Here is a 17,720-nt window from a genome sequence, read left to right as displayed (position 1 = left end):
TTGATTTGGTTAAAATTAATCATTTGACTTTATTCATTTACCGAAAAAATTTCACTTTCGTTTAAAATGGTTTCGTTACGCATTCTTAAAAAAATTTGTGCTACGGCAACTACATCGCGTTCGCAGTATTTTGCAATTCGTTCTATGTTTTTCTCGTTGTAATATACGTTACGGACTTCGCTGCCATCGATGTCTTCTTTTGGCGATGGTATGTTTAAAACATGTGTTAGTAATTTTAACGAGGTGTAATGTTTGTAATCGCCGAATTTCCATAATTCCAGCGTATCTAAATGCGGAATTTCCCAAGGTTTTCTACCGAAAAGTTGCAATTTTTCAGGAATGTTTATTCCGTTTATTAACATTCTTCGGCACATATAAGGAATGTCGAATTCTTTAATATTGTGTCCGCAAAATACAAATGCCGGATTTGAAAAATGTGTTTTTACCAGATCATTAAATTCTTCTAACAATTGTTTTTCTTCTCCAATGATCGATTTGGTTCTAAACTGTCGTTCGGCATTTTTAATGGTGAAATATCCAACCGAAATACAGATGATTTTTCCGAATTCTGCCCAAATTCCTGCTCGATCATAAAATTCTTCGGGCGTTAAATCATCTTTACGCTGATATTGTGTTTTATCGGCAAATAATTGCTGTGCATCTTCAGGTAATTCATTGAAAAATTCTGATTGCGGAACGGTTTCAATATCCAAAAAAAGAATATTCGGTAAAACTATTTTATCAATCATAACTGTTTGCTTAACATATTATACGCTTCATCGATATACACATACAAATCGTTGCTGTGCGCATCGGTTGTGGTTTGTAAACCTTTGATATGCCCCAGACGGACAATGATTAAATTGTCTTCGGGAATTACAATAGTAAACTGCCCCAAATGCCCGCGCATGTAGTAAATATGCTTGTTTTTATAGTTTGATAACCACCAGCCGTAACCATATTGCGGACTTTCTTTGAAACGCGGGTTTATCGATTCAAAAACAAATTTCATAGAAAGCAGTTGCTCGCCATTCCATTTTCCGTGCTGCATATACAATTTACCAAATTTGGCAAAATCGCGAGCATTGCTGGCAATACAACAGTATGCTTTTTCAATTCCGTTGTCTTTATGGTCGATCTGCCACAGTGCATCATGTTCCATTCCCATAGGTTTCCAGAAATATTTCGAAACAAAATCAGCCAAAGTCATTTTTGTAGCTTTCTCTAAAACCATTGCCAATAATTGCGTATCGCCACTTTGGTAGATAAATTCCTGTCCCGGTTTTTTATCAATCGGTAAACTCAACATCAGCGAACGCAGATCGTTTTTAAAATATGCCTGTGTGGTAATCGATGTTGGTCCGTAATAATTTTCATCCCATTTTTGTCCCGATGCCATACTCGCTAAATCACCAACGGTTACTTCTTTCGCAAATTTGCCCGTTAGTTCGGGTAAAAAATCAATTACTTTAGTATCTAAACTTTGAATCATTCCTAAATTAATCGCTTTGCCTAATGCCGATGTTACAATGCTTTTCGCCATAGAAAACGAGTTGGTTTTGCTGTCTTCTTTGCCAATATCGAAATAACTTTCATGAAAAATACTGTCGTTTTTAATAATTAAGAACGATGTAGTTTGTAAGTCTTTATGTGTTTGATTCAGCTTTTCGGTAGCCGGAACTTTATTGTAATTTTTTGATAGATTCCAAGGTTGCGCCGTTCCTTTTTTAATTTCTCGATTATTAAAATAACTGTAATCTTCTAAAAAAGCCGTTTTATGACCAGTTAAATACGTTACGCGAATTGCACGAAGCAAATAACCGTAACCAAAAATGTACATAAGGGCAATGATTGTTATAAAAACAATTGCAAACCATTTAAGAATTTTTATAAGAATTTTCATGATTTTATTTGTTGGATAAATTAAAGATAACAAAATTTATTCATGGTCTAATTTATTTTTTTACCACAGATTCACAGATTTATTTAACTGGTGTTCTGAATGGTTCTAAAATAAATATGTAAAAGTGAGTTAAAATAATTTCCGTGTATCTATGGCAATAATTACTCGTCGTCTAACTGAAAAATTTCATTTACGGTTACATTAAACATTTTAGACATGCGCAAAGCTAATTCTACAGACGGAGCATATTTTCCAGCTTCGATTGCATTGATGGTTTGTCGTGTAACACCTAATTTTTCTGCCAATTCTGCCTGCGTGATGTTATGAATGGCGCGGAATACTTTAATCTTCGTTTTCATAACTGAATTGTTTTTTATAGATGAATAATTTGGTATAATAGAAGATGTTTAAAAATAAGATAAAAGCGTAATAAAAAAACATAATTATATAAACGAAAGGCATACCAAAAATTAAAAATTCACTAATTATTAGTAGTATAAAGGTAAAATAAGTAGCATTAGTTATAGATTTATATCGAATTAAACCAATCATTTCGTCTTCGGTTTTTTCTTTAGAAAAGGCTAAAATTATACCACTAGAAAAAAATAATAAGTCAACAAGCTCATTATAAATGTCTTCCTTTCCAAAAGAAAAATAAAAAGAATTTTCAGAACTTAGAAAGTGATCACTAGCTATTGCAAATACAGGAACTCGGAGTTCATATGCAATTTCAAAAGGAATTAATATAACTAATGTAAGCGAAATTATAAAAACCACCAAAGCAGGAATTTTTAATTTGTTCGGGAATAGATAAATACTTTTCATAATAAAGAGTTTTAAAATTATTGATTGAATCAAATGTAATAAAAATTTTATATAATGTAAATTATTTTTTACATATTGAAATAAATGTTTTACAAAAATTAAATTAATTGATGTAATGAGATCCTGAAACAAGTTCAGGATGACCCAGTATTTGTCACTCTGAACTTGTTTTCAGAGTTGCATTGCTACCTTATAAATATTGATTTAATAAAAAAAGCTCTATAAAGTTTTCAAACTTTATAGAGCTTTGAGCTTATAACTAACAGCTAAAAACGAATAGCTGTTTACAAATTCTGAAAGAAATCGTTTCCTTTATCATCGGTAATAATAAATGCAGGGAAATCTTTAACGGTTATTTTTCTCACTGCTTCCATTCCTAATTCAGGGAAATCAACAACTTCAACTTTTAAAATATTGTCTTTTGCCAAAATAGCTGCTGGTCCACCGATAGATCCTAAATAAAAACCGCCGTGTTTCGCACAAGCGTCGGTAACCTGTTGTGAACGGTTTCCTTTTGCCAACATAATCATTGATCCGCGGTTTTCTTGGAATAAATCAACATAACTGTCCATACGTCCGGCAGTTGTTGGTCCAAAAGATCCTGAAGCCATTCCTTCCGGAGTTTTTGCAGGTCCTGCGTAATAAACCGGGTGGTTTTTAAAATATTCCGGCATTGGTTCGCCATTATCTAACATTTCCTTGATTTTTGCGTGGGCAATATCGCGGGCAACAATAACGGTTCCATTTAACATTAATCGGGTTTTAATCGGATGTTTGGTTAATTCCGCCAAAATCTGATCCATTGGCTGATCCAAATCAATATGTACAGGTTCTTCTAAATGCGGAGCCGTTTCTGGTAATAATCTCGCAGGATTTGTTTCTAATTGTTCTACAAAAATACCATCGGCAGTGATTTTTCCTTTGATATTTCGATCGGCAGAACATGAAACACCCAAACCAACCGGACAAGATGCTGCATGGCGTGGCAAACGGATTACACGAACGTCGTGCACCAAATATTTACCGCCAAATTGCGCACCTACACCAGATTCTTGGCAAATTTGCTGTATGCGTTTTTCCCATTCCAAATCGCGAAACGCTTGTCCTGCCATATTTCCTGTTGTTGGTAAATGATCGTAATATCCTGCAGATGCCTTTTTAACGGTTGCCAATGTTGCTTCGGCAGATGTTCCCCCAATAACCAAAGCCAAATGGTAAGGTGGGCAAGCAGCCGTTCCCAAATCCATTATTTTAGCTTTTATGAACGCTTCTAACGATTTATCGTTTAATAACGATTTTGTCTGTTGATATAAAAAGGTTTTGTTTGCCGATCCACCGCCTTTTGCAAGGAACAGGAATTCGTACGAATTTCCTTTTTTAGAATAGATGTCTATTTGTGCAGGAAGGTTAGATCCCGAGTTTTTCTCTTCGAACATTGAAATTGGAACGATCTGAGAATAACGTAGATTTTTGTTGATATAAGTGTTGAAAATACCTTTTGACAATGCCTCTGCATCATCAATTCCGGTATAAACATTTTCGCCTTTTTTTGCAATTACAATTGCCGTTCCAGTATCTTGGCACGATGGTAATTCGCCGCCAACAGCCACAGCTGCATTTTGCAATAAGTTGTAAGCAACAAAACGATCGTTGTCGGTAGCTTCTGGATCATCTATAATAGCGCGCAATTTTTCTAAATGCGACGTACGCAGCATAAACGAAACATCGGTCATTGCTGTTTCTGCCAATAATTCCAATCCTTTCGGGTCAACCGTTAAAATTTCGCGATCTCCTAATTTTTCAATTTTTACGTAATCTGAAGAAATTTTACGATACTGTGTATCATCTTTTTGTACAGGATACGAATCCTGATATAGAAAATCAATCATTTTTGTTGTATTGTTATTTAGTGGCGTAAAAATACTGAAATATGATTTTAGACTGACTCTAAATTTTAGGTGAAATCCATAAAAAAAGAGAAGTTACCTTCTCTTATCTTCTTTTCGAAACGTAGTTCATTAATTCTTTTTTGTTTTTGTCGAAATCGAAACTTTCGTAAACTATGTAGAAATTTTTAGTGTCAACACAATAATCATACAGTAATTTCCCGGCTTGCAAACGTGCGTCGTCAAAAGAAAAACTGCTTAAAAGCGTATTGATCTGCTGCGATGTAAACAATGCCGATTTTACTTGTTGTTCTATAAAAGCCAATTTGTCTTTATCAAAGCTTGCGGTTCTTTTTAATGTTTGCACAAAATTATCAAACGAACGGTTGTCCATAACTTCTTTTTGTTGATTATAACCTGGTTGATTGTTGTAGTTTGATGAATTATTATAAGGATTATTCCAAACATCGTCCCACTCATTAAAACCATACATTTGTCCTTGAACTCTGTACGAATCTAACAAATACAAACCATAATTGTTGAAAAAATCTAATACCATACGCATATTGTTTCGAACATTTAATAAAGTTCTGTAAATTAAATAACGGTCTTGATAGATAGAAAGCATCATTCTGCCTGATTTTAAATCGAAAAAACGATACTTTCCAGAAGACGAACTGATTACCTGATCGTCAATTTCCACTGTATAATAACCATATTCGGGAATTCGTAAAAACACTTCGGAATAACCTGAATTCTGATTCCAGTTATATCGGGTTTTTGTATTTCTATTATCGCTTCTTGTCAGCGAACGGTTTCCGGATTGGTTAGATGATGATGTAGTACGAGGTAAATCTGTGCTACGTTGCGTTTTCATTTCGGTAGCCGATGCTTCGTTTTTTAACAGTTCACCTTTTTTACCGGCTTCTTGGGCAAAAGTCAGCGTACTTAAGGTTAACAAGCAAAGAGTAATTATTGTTTTCATGATTTATAAGATTATTATTTTATTGAGCTTTTTCATGAATCATGCCAATTTTTATGAAGGATGAATATCAGCATAAAAAAACCTCTTCAATCGAAGAGGTTTTGTATATTATTTGTTAACTTTTGCTAGATATTGATCGATAGCCATTGTCATTGATGGCGCTTCGGGTGTTGGTGCCATAATATCGACACGTAAACCAAAAAGTTCGGCTTCTTTCTTTGTTGTGCTTCCAAAAACACCAATTCTTGTGTTGTCTTGAACAAAATCGGGGAAGTTTTTAAACAACGAATTTATTCCTGTTGGACTGAAAAAACATAAAACATCATATTTTACATCTGCTAAATCAGACAAATCGCTCATTGCTGTGCGGAAAAATATTCCTTGTGTCCAGTTTACACCTAAGTCATTAAGGGTTTGTGGAACATCATCATTTAATTTATCCGATGCCGGCAATAAAAACTTGTCGTCTTTAAATTTCTTAATAAGTGGCGATAAATCAGCAAAATCTTTCTGTCCAACATAAATTTTACGTTTACGGTAAACAACATATTTCTGCAGGTAATAAGCAATAGCTTCACTCTGACAGAAATATTTCATTGTTTCAGGAACTTTAAAACGCATTTCTTCTGCAACTCTGAAATAATGATCTACAGAGTTTTTGCTTGTAAGAATAATAGAGGTATAGTTGTTCAGGTCAATTTTTTGTTGACGCACTTCTTTGGCGTTTACACCTTCAACGTGAATGAAAGGTCTAAAGTCAATTTTTACTTTGTATTTCTGCTGTATGTCGAAATACGGGGAATTCTCCACTTTAGGTTCTGGTTGCGACACCAAAATTGATTTCACTTTCATGGTATTTGTGCTTTAGGTCTTAGAAATAACAAACCAGTTATATAAGATAACGTAGGGTGCTATTTCAAAGGTGCAAAGATACAAAATAAAATAAAACAAAAACTGACTAAATACTTTTTGATAGTTTTTTAAGAGAAGAATAAACAAAATTGTGTTAAATAATACGAAAACTCCCGATACTACCCATATAAAATAATCAAACGAAAAACGGTTGTAAAATAAAATGGCAACAACAGGTAGTAATAGTAATCCTAAATAAGATCGGTAACTAACCTTAACCAAATTGTATTGTTCGGCAAATTCTTCCATATTAAAACAAACCGCAATTATTTTTTCTACAAAATATTTTACCAGAACAAAAAACAACAAAATGCTTAAAATACGCAGGTATGTTGGGAAATAATTTAGGTTAGAAAAACCGGTAAGGCTTATTACGTAATGTACAAAAAGACTCAATGAAACCATTTGCACAAAAAACATACTTATGGTAAAACCGCTTTTTATGTTATTGCTGTCGCGGTACGTAGAAAGATATTTATTATTAAAAGCCAGTTTTATAAAATCATCAAACCGGTTTGGAAACGTAAGTCGGGTAATAACAATTGTGGCAAAGGTTATTGTAAGTAAAACCGTTGCCCAATCAAGAGAAAAATTGTTTCTATCTAAAAAATCTATTTCCATAAACGTTGTAAAAATACTAATTTTATGCGGAATAAAACCTTTTAATTTTATTAAGAAAACTACATTTAAAAAAAGCTACATTTGAGCAATATTTTTTTATGAAGCAAAATATAGTTGTAATACCTACTTTTAACGAAATAGAAAATATCGAAGATATTTTACGTGCGGTTATGAATTTGGACACACCCATTGATGTTTTGGTGGTTGATGATAATTCGCCCGACGGAACCTCGGAAAAAGTATTACAAATTGCAGAAGAATTCCCTGATAGGATTTTCTTAAAGAAAAGATTAAAGAAAAACGGACTGGGCACCGCTTATGTAGCCGGTTTTAAATGGGCGTTAAAGCATAATTACGAATATATTTTTGAAATGGATGCCGATTTTTCGCACAATCCGAATGATTTACCAAAATTGTTGGAAGTGTGTAAAAATGTAGCCGATGTTGCTATAGGTTCGCGCTACGTAAAAGGTGTTAATGTGGTAAACTGGCCGTTAAGTCGCGTATTATTGTCGTATTTTGCATCGGTTTACGTGCGTTTTGTGACCAGCATGAATGTTATGGATACCACGGCGGGCTTCATTTGTTACCATCGTTCGGTTTTAGAACAGATCAATTTGGATAAAATTAAATTTGTGGGATATGCGTTTCAGATCGAAATGAAATATCGCGCATTTTCACGTAACTTTAAGCTGGTAGAAGTTCCAATTATTTTTACCGATCGAACCAAAGGAAAATCAAAAATGTCGGGCAGTATTATTAAAGAAGCCGTTCTGGGCGTTTTACAATTACGATTTAAAAAACTATTTAATAAATTATAAATGAGCACTCTTTTAATTAAAAACGGAACCATAGTTAACGAAGGAAAAGTTTTTAAAGCCGATATTTTTATCGAAAATGAAATCATTTCTAAAATAGATACACAAATTACGGTTGCTGCCGATAAAGTAATCGATGCTTCGGGATTGCACATTTTTCCGGGTGTTATTGATGATCAGGTTCATTTTCGCGAACCAGGTTTAACACACAAAGGTAACATTGCAACAGAATCTAAAGCGGCAATTGCAGGTGGAGTTACATCGTTTATTGAACAGCCAAATACGGTTCCAAATGCCGTTACGCAAGAAATTTTAGAAGAGAAATATCAAATTGCAGCCAATACATCTTACGCGAATTATTCGTTTATGATGGGCGGAACCAACGATAATTTAGAAGAAGTTTTAAAGACAAATCCGCGTAATGTTGCCGGAATTAAGTTGTTTTTAGGATCATCTACAGGTAATATGTTGGTTGATAACGAAGAAGTTCTGGAGAAAATATTCTCATCAACAAAAATGCTGATTGCCGTTCACTGCGAAGACGAACAAACCATTCGCGAAAATCTTGCAAAAGCAAAAGAAGAGTTTGGTGACGATATTCCGGTATCGCAACATCCTGTAATTCGTAGTGCAGAGGCGTGTTATAAATCGTCATCAAAAGCAATTGAATTAGCGAAGAAAACAGGCGCGCGTTTGCATATTTTCCACATAAGCACTGGAATTGAAACCGATTTGTTCAGAAACGATATTCCTTTAGAAGAAAAAATGATTACTGCAGAAGTTTGCGTGCATCACTTGTATTTTTCAGATGAAGATTATAAAACAAAAGGAAATTTCATTAAATGGAATCCTGCGGTAAAATCGGCAACTGATCGAGAAAAAATCTGGGAAGCGTTGTTAGATGATCGTATCGATGTGATTGCAACCGATCACGCACCGCATACATTAGAAGAGAAATCGCAAAAATATTCTCAAGCTCCGTCTGGTGGGCCGTTGGTTCAGCATTCGTTGATTACTATGTTAGAATTTGCAAAAGCAGGAAAAATATCGTTAGAAAAAGTTGTTCAGAAAATGATGCACAACCCGGCAATTCTGTTCAAAATAGAAAAACGCGGTTTTGTTAAGGAAGGTTTCTTTGCCGATTTGGCTTTGGTTGATTTAAACAGCGAAAAATGGACGGTTACCAAAGAAAACGTATTGGCAAAATGCGGTTGGTCTCCTTTAGAAGGTGTTGATTTTACCACAAAAGTACAGTCAACAGTTTTAAACGGAAAGGTTGTTATGGAAAACGGCGTTATCAGCGAAGAACGTTTTGGTCAACGATTGTTATTCAATAGATAATATGAAAAATTTAGTTTCAGCATTTTTTTTAATCATTCTGGTTGGTTGTACAAAAACAGAGAAAGCCGAAATTCCGCAAGAAAAAATGGTCGATGTTTTGTATGATCTTACTGTATCGTCAAGTGCACGCAATACATCAAACAGAAGAGATACCATTCAGTATGTGGTAGATTATAAGCAGATTTTGAAAAAACATGGTGTAGACAGTTTAAAGTTTATCAAAGCGCAAAAAATCTATCAACAAGATCCCGATGTATATGCGGTAATTTACGATTCGGTTCAAAAACGCCTTCAGAAAAAGTTAGAAGAAGTTCGTGCTACCAAACCCGATTCAACCGAAGAAAAACTCAATCCGGTAATCAACGTAAAAGAACTTAAAGCATTGCGCCGAAACAAATAATAATTTAGTAAAGTCACATTTTTTGTGGCTTTCTTTATTTTTGAAAATACTATATTTGCACAAAATATTTTAAAGATGAAAAATTTAGTAGAAGAATTACGCTGGCGCGGGCTTGTTCACGACATGATGCCCGGAACAGAAGAACAATTAACAAAAGAATCTACTACAGCATATATTGGTTTCGACCCAACATCAGATTCATTACATATAGGTAGTTTAGTACCAATTATTTTATTACAGCATTTAAGAAATTTCGGACACAAGCCAATTGCTTTGGTTGGTGGAGCGACTGGTATGATTGGCGATCCATCAGGGAAGTCAGACGAAAGAAATTTGTTAGACGAAGCTACGCTTACTAAAAACGTAAACGGAATAAAAGCTTTGTTATCTCGTTTTTTAGATTTTGATGCGAAAGATGATAACGCACCGGTTTTAGTAAATAACTACGATTGGATGAAAGATTTTTCGTTCATTGCTTTTGCTCGCGATGTAGGTAAGCGCATTACAGTAAATTACATGATGGCAAAAGATTCAGTAAAAAAACGTTTTGAAAGTGATGGTGCCGGAATGAGTTTTACCGAATTTACATACCAATTAATTCAAGGATACGATTTTTACCACCTAAATAAAGAATACAACTGTTTGTTGCAAATGGGCGGAAGCGATCAGTGGGGAAATATTACTACGGGAACAGAATTGGTACGCCGTATGAATGTTGATAACGATGAGCGTGCAAAAGCTTATGCAATGACTTGTCCGTTAATCACAAAAGCCGATGGTTCTAAATTTGGAAAAAGCGAAGGTGGTAATATTTGGTTAACAGCCGATAAAACATCGGTGTACAAATTTTACCAGTTTTGGTTGAATACAGCTGATGCAGATGCAGAAAAATACATCAAGATTTTTACTTTTTTGTCAAAAGAAGAAATCGAAAAAATAATAGCAGAACATAACGAAGCACCGCATTTACGTCCGTTACAAAAACGTTTGGCAGAAGAAGTAACCGTAATGGTTCATTCGCGCGAAGATTTTGAAAACGCAGTAAAAGCATCAGGAATTTTGTTCGGAAATGCATCGGCAGACGATTTAAAAGCATTAGATGCTAAAACATTCTTAGAAGTTTTCGATGGAGTTCCGCAAGCCGAAATTTCTATGGAAGATTTAAAAGCAGGAATTGACATTGTAGATGTTTTAAACACTAAATCGGGCTTTATGAAATCAAACGGAGAAGCAAGAAGAGCTTTAGCAGAAAACTCGATCTCTGTAAACCGTGAAAAAGTTCAGGAAGGTTTTAGTTTATCAACAAACGATTTAATAAACAATCAGTTTGTGTTGCTACAAAAAGGCAAGAAAAATTACTTTGTATTAAATGTACAATAACAATTAAACCTCAGTGAAAGCTGAGGTTTTTTATTTTAAAATAGACTTTGTCATTTCGACGAAGGAGAAATCTTATAATTACGTAATAAGTTTTTAATTTTATAGAGATTAATAAACCATTAAATTACATCCACGAATATCCGAATTATCAAATCTGCCCAAAACTTCAAAAGAGTAATCGGGATATTTCTTACCTAAATCTTGCGTAGCAATAAACGAGCACGAATTTATATTAGCCAAATCAATCACATTAATACCGCCTGTTTTTCCATCTTCAATAATTGTTAACGGATCCTCGGTATCGCGAATTAAAATATCCATCCACGGCGGACATTCAAAAATACCATCACCAAACGAATAGGCTTGAGAAAGTAATTCCGTCATTCCGTATTCCGAATGAATTTTTTCCACTCCAAAACCTTCGGCTAAAATCGTATGCAGTTCTTCGCGAATTAGTTCTTTACGTTTGCCTTTCATACCACCGGTTTCCATAATAATGGTGTTCTTTAGCTCGAATTTTTGTAGTTCAATTAAATCTAAAAGAGAGTAGGTAACACCAATTAACAAAATATTTTGTCCCTTGTTATCTAATTCGACTAACTTCTGTGCGAGTTCATTGTAGTTATGCAGATAAAATCCAGAATCGGGATGATTAGATCCTTCTATAAAATCTTTTGCCATGTAGATTAACGACGATCCTTCGCGTTCTAAATAGGAGGGAAGCAACGCCAAAACGGCATAATCTTCAATGTTTCCGTAAAATTTAGAAAACGCACTACGAAAACTGGCTTCGTAAAAACCTAAATCGGTTACATGATGTTTAGAAGTGATCATTCCGGTAGTTCCGCTACTTGTGAACGTGGTTTGCACGGCATCTATAGAACTTAATATATCTTTCGATTTAAAAAATTCAATAGGTAAAAAAGGAATTTCAGTAAGGTGCTTTACATTCTCCGGACTTTTCTTCAACAACAAACAGTATTTTTGATACACTTCGTTGTGCTGAAACTGATAGCGAAACACTTTCATCGCTGTTTTATGAAATTCTTTTGTGGTATGTATGGAAATGATGTCTTCTGGTGTAAACACGATTTTTGTTTTAAAGTACAAAATTACGAATAAAAAAAGCATCTCGGTTAAGAGATGCTTTTAAGATTTATTTCTATAAAAATTATTTAATAACAACTTTACGAGTAGCTGTTTTACCAGCTTCGTTGATTTTTGCTACATAAATACCCGCTTTCAATGTAGAAACGTTTACTTGAGAAACAGTAGTAACATCTAATACTTTTTTACCTGTTAAATCAAATAACTGTACGTTTTTATCAGCAGTATTGTTTGATGTAATGTTTAAAACATCGTTCGCTGGGTTAGGGAAAATGTTTAAACCTTCGATGTTGTTTTCTTTTGTTGATGCAGAAGTAGTATATGTGAATGTAACAGATAAAACTCTAATTTGATTACCAGATGTTGCGTTAGCACTATTTTGAAATTTTAAACCAGTTGCCGCATTTATACCAGATATAGTATATAACCCTTGGCTATCTGCAACCAGGGCAGTTCCTGTAGTAGATCCATCAACAAAATATGTTGCGTCTGCTGCATTAGTAACACCTGCTTCCACAATAACGTCAGTTACTGTAATATTATTTGTGAAAGTAAATTCAAGTGAACCACCATCTCCAGCTCCTGGATAAAGTCTAATGGTACCACCGCCTCCATCGTAGTATGCAGGATCAACATTTGAAGCATTTTTTACAGTTGTAAATGAAATGTTGGAATCGATAGCACCACTAGGAAATGCCTGTGCGTTTGTAAAGCCAAACTGATTAAATTCCTTTTTAACTGTAGTCTGTGCATTCGCAGCAAAAGAAGCTGCCAAAATTGTAACTAAAGTGTAAATTTTTTTCATATCTGAATTGTTTTTAAATTTTATAATGCAAAGTTAAGGTAATTTTTTAAAACCTAAAAGAGTGTATGTTACTAAATTGTTTCCATTAAAAAAGCCCGTGAAATAATCACGGGCGTATGTTTTATTTTATTACAATTTTGCGTGTAATGCTGTTATTTTTTTCGGACAGTTTTAAAATATAAACGCCCGCTTTTAAGTTGGATACGTTTAATTCTTTCTGGTAACCGTTCATTTCTGTAAAAACAATTCTTTTACCCAGCATGTCGTACAACTCAATAGTTTTGGTTGAGGTGTTTTCTGCGTTAATGTAAATTTTACCGCTGGTAACCGGGTTCGGGTAAATTTGAACCTTGTCTAACGTATTCTCGGTTTTAACTTGGTCTGCTACTCCACTGTTTTTGGCTGTTTGTGCTTGCGCAGAAAAGCTTGTTATTATTAACAGTAAGAATATATATAGGTATTTTTCTTTCATAACTTTAAATTGAATAAGTAAATATATAAAATAAATATCAAATAAAATACCAAAAAAATAACCTCAATAAAAAATTGAGGTTATTTATGAAGATTTTAACTGATTTACTGTTTGTTTAAGTTGTTTTACATCTTTGCGTAGTATGACAAACTGACTTAAACTGTGACAGTAATTATTTGAAATTTATTACAAACCTACTGTCCAGCCAGTTGCCCAAGTTGGGGTTGCTGTTCCGTTACCTGCACCTGTTGCTGTAGCATCTTCTGTAAAGATTTTGCTAACATCTGCAGCTGTTCCGTCGGTTTTCTTTCCTTTAGATTTTGTTGCAACGTTATCAAATTTAACGCGTGTAGCTTTTAATTCACCACTTGCAACGTAGCTAATTCCTTCATCGTGCTCCACATCGAAACCTGTTCCAAAGTTACTTAGTACAACGTTGTCAAAAGATCCTTTAGTACCTACACGCAATTTCATTGCTTGGTTTTCGCTACCACCGTTGTTACCAATTAACGTTAAGTTTTTAATAGTTGGGTTAGCAATTGGTGCTGCTGTGTGGTTGTTAGAGTTGTTATCTGCTTCGATACCACGGTTACCACCATTTGTTCTTTTCCCGTACCAGTTTTCACCTACACCGTTCCAACCTTCTGTCCAATCGAATAAATCATCACCTACTTCACTATGGAAATTTGTAACAACTAAGTGTTTAGCATCAACGGTACCACCAAACCACTCAAAACCATCGTCTGATCCATCGTGAATCTGTACATAATCAATAGTTGTTCCTTTACCCACACCAAACATAGAAAGACCATTGAATTCTTTATCTGCGTTGTAAGAGTATCCAGAATATTCGATTCTTAAATATTTAATAGATCCTGAGTTGTCATTCGCATCAGATCCACCATAAGTTAATTCAGAAACCTCTGCAGTTGCTGTAGCTCCTTTGTTAATTGGTGCTTTACCGCAAATTACCAAACCACCCCATTTACCTGGCGCTTTTTCTTCTGCAGTCATGATTACCGGGTTAGAAGATGTACCTTCGATGAAAATTTGCCCACCTTGTGCAACAGCAATGTAGCGAACTGCATCAAACTGACCTGCGCCTAAAGCTGTAGCTTCAATTTTTACACCTGCTTTAATGGTTAATTTTGCACCGTTAGCTACGATTAGTTTTCCGGTTAATTTATAAGTTCCGTCTGTTAATGTTACGTGACCACTTTTAATTTCGCCTGTTAAATTGTTACGGTCTACTTTAAAGTCTGAAGTTGGTTGTTCTACTTCTGGAGTTGAATCGTCACTTGAACAAGAAACTGCTGTTGCTGCTAATGTTAATGATAATAATGTTAAGCTAAATAGTTTTGAAATTGGCTTTTTCATTTTCTTTAAATAATTAGTTATTTTATTTGATACAAAGTTGTGTATTAATACTTTAATGTGTGTTAAGCGTATGTAATGAATATGTTGTTAAAATGTATATTTTCCACCTAAACTAAAGAAGGCTCCTCTTTTATATGTAACAGCATCTATTGCACCTGAAGCGTTGTCTTGTATTCTGCGGAATTCCGGATTTAAAATGTTACGTGCGGCAAAATCAAGTGCAAAGTTTTTATGGATTTTTGTTTTTAAGATAAAATCTAAACTTCCCATGCCTTTGTCAATTAAATTACCTTTGCTTTCTACACCTAAAGCGTACAAACGGTCAGAATAATGTGTGTATGCAACAGTAGCGGTCATTCCTCTGCCTTCGTTCCATTCGGTTACATACGAAATATCTGCATTCAATAATAAATCAGAAGCACCTGTGAACGACGATCGGTCAAAATCAAAATTGGTATTTATCAATCCGTTGGTTTCACGTTGAATTTTATCTTTATCTACTTCCTGATCGGTTTTCATATACGATACATTCAAACCACCCGAAATGTTATTGATGTTAGTTCCGCCAAAATCAAAAAGTCTTTTCTTAATTTCGAATTCTGCTCCGTAAACGTATCCTTTGTCACCAATATTTACCCAAGTGATATCGTTGGTAGAAGATGCCATGGTGATTTCATTGATAGGATCTTGAATGTACTTACCAAAAGTGGCTACCGAAATTACTTCATCGTTCATTGGGAAAATTTCCCATTTTAAGTCAAAGTTGTAGTTTTGCGATGGATATAAGTACGGGTTACCTACTTTAATTTCGGTTACGTCTTCGTAAATAAAGCGTGCGCGTTCTTTAAATTGAGGCAATGTGTAGGTTTTACTTGCTGCTAAACGTAAATTTTGTGTGCCTGACAATTCATATTTTAACGATAAGTTTGGTAAAAATTCGTTACGGTTAAATTTGTTGGTTTGCTCAATAGCATCTAACTGCGTTCTCCATTGTACGGTTTGATCTATTTTTTCGTAACGTAAACCAATAACTGCGCTGAATTTATCGGTTAAACGGTATTCTAAATTACCAAAAGAGGCATGTATATTTTGTTCACCACTGTATGTTTGTGGAGTATCGCCTGCAAATGCCGAAATACTAAATAAGCCGCTGGTATAGTTTTGCTGATTGAAAAAAGTATCTAAATTATTCGGATTTACAGCACTTGTTAAAGCATCGCCCGAAATACGGAAGTTGTATTGTATCGCTTCAAAATCACGTTTTTTTACTCGACCGTTGTAACCAAAAGTTACTTTTCCTTTTTCGTTACCGTTTTCATCAACACCTAATTTGTAATTCAATGCAAGATTCGCTGCAATTTCATCTTCTTTAAGATTTTGAAAGTAACGGTGGTTATCTGTAATGGTACGTTGCGCTAAAGTGTAAGTATCTGAATCTTTCCAGTAAAACATTTTGTTTTGCGTTCTATCCGGCATGTCACTTTCAATGGTGTTGTACGATACCGCCCAATCAAAACCTAATTTTTCGTTTAGTTTGTGGTTACCCAACAACTGATTAATTAAAACCGTATTTTGAATGAATGTACCACGCTGAACCAATAAAGCATCATGATCGCCTTCAAAATCACGGTCGCTGCCTGTATAAGTATCTCTTGATAAATCAGAAGAATTAATGTACAAAAAGTTATATGCTAAACGGTGGTTGTCATTCACATGGTAATTAGCATTAAACATACCTGTAGTATTGGTAGTTTGCGAGAATTTTTCCTGGTTAAACGATTTTAATTTTGCACCCTGCGCACTGGTACTTTGGTTAATACCTTCTCTGTAAGTAAAACCGTTATCAAAACTTGCTGTAGCAAATAAATTTAATTTACCGGTTTCGCCAATTAAGAACGATTTACCTGCTTTTAAACCAAAGTTTCCACCAATTGGACCGGCACTTTCTGGTTGTAAACTGTTCTGAAAGTTGTAACCATTTAAAGCGTTGTTAGGTTTTCCGTATGATGCGTAACCCATTTTGCTTGGACCTTGCGGAAGTACAAAATCGCTGCCTTTGCTTAACGCATTGGTGTTTGCTTGCGCACCTAGTTCAATTTCGAACAAACCACTGTCTTTAAAATCTTTTGATAAGATATCTACATTTCCACCACCAAAATCTCCGGTATTTCTTGAATTAAAGGTTTTGTCGATCGAAATATATTCCACAATATCCGTTGAAAATAATTCTAAATTAATGTTCTTTTTCTCCGGATCGTTCGATGGAACCGGCAAACCGTTTAAAGATGTTGAATTGTATCTGTCGCCCAAACCACGAACATACACGTTATTGCTTCCTTCTTGCTGAGAAATACCTGCTGTTTTTGCAACCGCCGCAGCAACATCGCCCACACCTTTACGCGAAAGCTCTTGTGCGCCGATCTGTTGTTTTATTTCTAACGATTTACGCTGTTCGCTTAATAAAGCTGTTTCCGATGATTTTCTGTTATTAACCGTAATAACCAACTCGTTTAAATTGGCTTCTTCAGGAGTCATATTAATGTTAACTTCGTTAGCACTTCCTGTATCATAAGGTAAAACAAAGGTTTGATACCCTGCGTACGATGCTTCTAATAAATAAGATCCTTGCTCGCATTCAATTTCAAAATACCCGTTTTCATCGGTTTCTGCACCAATTGATGTGTTTTGTAACATCACTGTTGCATACGCCAAAGGTTCGTTGTTATTAGCTGTATCGTAAATGTGGCCTTTAATCGTTTTTGTATCCTGTGCATAAGTCACTACTCCAAATAATAACGCTGCTGCCAAAAAATTTAATTTCATTATATTGTTATTATAAATTTTCGTTGCAAAGGAATTACCTAAAAGTTATTGAAACGTTACAGCTT

17 protein-coding genes are annotated in these 17,720 nt (G+C 34.7%); 4 read left to right on the top strand and 13 right to left on the bottom strand.

Annotation, left to right across the window (positions count from 1 at the left end):
* Nucleotides 1-29 precede the first annotated feature (29 nt).
* The 8 genes from BM253_RS00935 to BM253_RS00900 all read right to left on the bottom strand — a co-directional run bounded on the left by BM253_RS00935 (nt 30) and on the right by BM253_RS00900 (nt 7,132).
* Nucleotides 30-749 carry a 3'-5' exonuclease gene (locus tag BM253_RS00935; RefSeq protein ID WP_091517640.1) on the bottom strand — a complete coding sequence of 240 codons (720 nt, stop codon included), beginning with the start codon at nt 747-749 and terminating at the stop codon, nt 30-32.
* On the bottom strand, nt 746-1,903 hold the full coding sequence (locus BM253_RS00930; RefSeq protein ID WP_091517638.1) for a serine hydrolase domain-containing protein: 1,158 nt from the start codon (nt 1,901-1,903) through the stop codon (nt 746-748). Before BM253_RS00930 ends, BM253_RS00935 begins: the two co-directional genes overlap by 4 nt.
* 161 nt (nt 1,904-2,064) lie before the next feature.
* Nucleotides 2,065-2,262: a helix-turn-helix transcriptional regulator gene (locus tag BM253_RS00925; RefSeq protein WP_091517635.1), complete on the bottom strand. Its 198-nt coding sequence runs from the start codon at nt 2,260-2,262 to the stop codon at nt 2,065-2,067.
* Nucleotides 2,246-2,728 (bottom strand): hypothetical protein, encoded by a 483-nt coding sequence (locus tag BM253_RS00920; protein ID WP_091517633.1) that lies wholly within the window; start codon nt 2,726-2,728, stop codon nt 2,246-2,248. The genes BM253_RS00925 and BM253_RS00920 overlap by 17 nt, the downstream gene beginning before the upstream one ends.
* Nucleotides 2,729-3,012: 284 nt before the next feature.
* Nucleotides 3,013-4,614 (bottom strand): fumarate hydratase, encoded by a 1,602-nt coding sequence (locus tag BM253_RS00915; protein ID WP_091518071.1) that lies wholly within the window; start codon nt 4,612-4,614, stop codon nt 3,013-3,015.
* A 106-nt stretch (nt 4,615-4,720) separates the two neighbouring features.
* On the bottom strand, nt 4,721-5,599 hold the full coding sequence (locus BM253_RS00910) for a proline and serine-rich protein 1 family protein (protein ID WP_091517630.1): 879 nt from the start codon (nt 5,597-5,599) through the stop codon (nt 4,721-4,723).
* Between the two features lie 108 nt (nt 5,600-5,707).
* Nucleotides 5,708-6,451, bottom strand: a complete 744-nt coding sequence (locus tag BM253_RS00905) for a uroporphyrinogen-III synthase (protein WP_091517627.1) — start codon at nt 6,449-6,451, stop codon at nt 5,708-5,710.
* Between the two features lie 12 nt (nt 6,452-6,463).
* Entirely contained in the window at nt 6,464-7,132 is a 669-nt protein-coding gene (locus tag BM253_RS00900; protein WP_091517624.1) for a DUF4271 domain-containing protein, read from the bottom strand.
* A gap of 98 nt (nt 7,133-7,230) precedes the next feature.
* Between BM253_RS00900 and BM253_RS17240 the strand changes: the two genes are divergently transcribed.
* The 4 genes from BM253_RS17240 (at nt 7,231) to tyrS (ending at nt 11,071) form a co-directional block, all read left to right on the top strand.
* Nucleotides 7,231-7,953 (top strand): polyprenol monophosphomannose synthase, encoded by a 723-nt coding sequence (locus tag BM253_RS17240; RefSeq protein ID WP_177205675.1) that lies wholly within the window; start codon nt 7,231-7,233, stop codon nt 7,951-7,953.
* A complete protein-coding gene (locus BM253_RS17235; protein WP_177205673.1) occupies nt 7,954-9,291 on the top strand; it encodes a dihydroorotase in 1,338 nt (445 codons plus the stop codon).
* A gap of 1 nt (nt 9,292) precedes the next feature.
* The gene (locus tag BM253_RS00890) at nt 9,293-9,691 is read left to right on the top strand and encodes a DUF4296 domain-containing protein (RefSeq protein WP_091517622.1); all 399 of its coding nucleotides are present in this window, start codon (nt 9,293-9,295) and stop codon (nt 9,689-9,691) included.
* Nucleotides 9,692-9,766: 75 nt separating this feature from the next.
* The gene (gene tyrS, locus BM253_RS00885) at nt 9,767-11,071 is read left to right on the top strand and encodes a tyrosine--tRNA ligase (RefSeq protein ID WP_091517619.1); all 1,305 of its coding nucleotides are present in this window, start codon (nt 9,767-9,769) and stop codon (nt 11,069-11,071) included.
* A 108-nt stretch (nt 11,072-11,179) separates the two neighbouring features.
* On the opposite strand, the gene BM253_RS00880 is transcribed toward tyrS, so the two are convergent.
* From BM253_RS00880 to BM253_RS00860, 5 genes are all read right to left on the bottom strand, one after another.
* Entirely contained in the window at nt 11,180-12,160 is a 981-nt protein-coding gene (locus BM253_RS00880) for a LuxE/PaaK family acyltransferase (protein WP_091518067.1), read from the bottom strand.
* Nucleotides 12,161-12,242: 82 nt separating this feature from the next.
* Nucleotides 12,243-12,983, bottom strand: a complete 741-nt coding sequence (locus BM253_RS00875) for a T9SS type A sorting domain-containing protein (protein WP_091517616.1) — start codon at nt 12,981-12,983, stop codon at nt 12,243-12,245.
* 121 nt (nt 12,984-13,104) lie between these two features.
* On the bottom strand, nt 13,105-13,455 hold the full coding sequence (locus BM253_RS00870) for a T9SS type A sorting domain-containing protein (RefSeq protein ID WP_091517614.1): 351 nt from the start codon (nt 13,453-13,455) through the stop codon (nt 13,105-13,107).
* Nucleotides 13,456-13,641: 186 nt separating this feature from the next.
* A complete protein-coding gene (locus tag BM253_RS00865; protein WP_091517611.1) occupies nt 13,642-14,832 on the bottom strand; it encodes a hypothetical protein in 1,191 nt (396 codons plus the stop codon).
* 87 nt (nt 14,833-14,919) lie between these two features.
* Complete coding sequence (locus BM253_RS00860; protein ID WP_091517608.1) at nt 14,920-17,655, bottom strand: TonB-dependent receptor; 2,736 nt, start codon at nt 17,653-17,655, stop codon at nt 14,920-14,922.
* Between the last annotated feature and the right edge of the window lie 65 nt (nt 17,656-17,720).

This window comes from Paenimyroides ummariense, from assembly GCF_900115115.1.
Taxonomy (GTDB): Bacteria; Bacteroidota; Bacteroidia; order Flavobacteriales; family Flavobacteriaceae; genus Flavobacterium; species Flavobacterium ummariense.
Note: the sequence above shows the minus strand (reverse complement) of the source record. Positions and strands in the feature narration are given on the sequence as shown.

What these genes read in the sequence shown, in the direction of transcription:
- BM253_RS00935 (WP_091517640.1), bottom strand. Translation starts at nt 749, where the DNA reads ATGATTGATAAAATAGTTTTACCGAATATTCTTTTTTTGGATATTGAA.
- BM253_RS00930 (WP_091517638.1), bottom strand. Translation starts at nt 1,903, where the DNA reads ATGAAAATTCTTATAAAAATTCTTAAATGGTTTGCAATTGTTTTTATA.
- BM253_RS00925 (WP_091517635.1), bottom strand. Translation starts at nt 2,262, where the DNA reads ATGAAAACGAAGATTAAAGTATTCCGCGCCATTCATAACATCACGCAG.
- BM253_RS00920 (WP_091517633.1), bottom strand. Translation starts at nt 2,728, where the DNA reads ATGAAAAGTATTTATCTATTCCCGAACAAATTAAAAATTCCTGCTTTG.
- BM253_RS00910 (WP_091517630.1), bottom strand. Translation starts at nt 5,599, where the DNA reads ATGAAAACAATAATTACTCTTTGCTTGTTAACCTTAAGTACGCTGACT.
- BM253_RS00905 (WP_091517627.1), bottom strand. Translation starts at nt 6,451, where the DNA reads ATGAAAGTGAAATCAATTTTGGTGTCGCAACCAGAACCTAAAGTGGAG.
- BM253_RS00900 (WP_091517624.1), bottom strand. Translation starts at nt 7,132, where the DNA reads ATGGAAATAGATTTTTTAGATAGAAACAATTTTTCTCTTGATTGGGCA.
- BM253_RS17240 (WP_177205675.1), top strand. Translation starts at nt 7,231, where the DNA reads ATGAAGCAAAATATAGTTGTAATACCTACTTTTAACGAAATAGAAAAT.
- BM253_RS17235 (WP_177205673.1), top strand. Translation starts at nt 7,954, where the DNA reads ATGAGCACTCTTTTAATTAAAAACGGAACCATAGTTAACGAAGGAAAA.
- BM253_RS00890 (WP_091517622.1), top strand. Translation starts at nt 9,293, where the DNA reads ATGAAAAATTTAGTTTCAGCATTTTTTTTAATCATTCTGGTTGGTTGT.
- tyrS (WP_091517619.1), top strand. Translation starts at nt 9,767, where the DNA reads ATGAAAAATTTAGTAGAAGAATTACGCTGGCGCGGGCTTGTTCACGAC.
- BM253_RS00875 (WP_091517616.1), bottom strand. Translation starts at nt 12,983, where the DNA reads ATGAAAAAAATTTACACTTTAGTTACAATTTTGGCAGCTTCTTTTGCT.
- BM253_RS00870 (WP_091517614.1), bottom strand. Translation starts at nt 13,455, where the DNA reads ATGAAAGAAAAATACCTATATATATTCTTACTGTTAATAATAACAAGC.
- BM253_RS00865 (WP_091517611.1), bottom strand. Translation starts at nt 14,832, where the DNA reads ATGAAAAAGCCAATTTCAAAACTATTTAGCTTAACATTATTATCATTA.
- BM253_RS00860 (WP_091517608.1), bottom strand. Translation starts at nt 17,655, where the DNA reads ATGAAATTAAATTTTTTGGCAGCAGCGTTATTATTTGGAGTAGTGACT.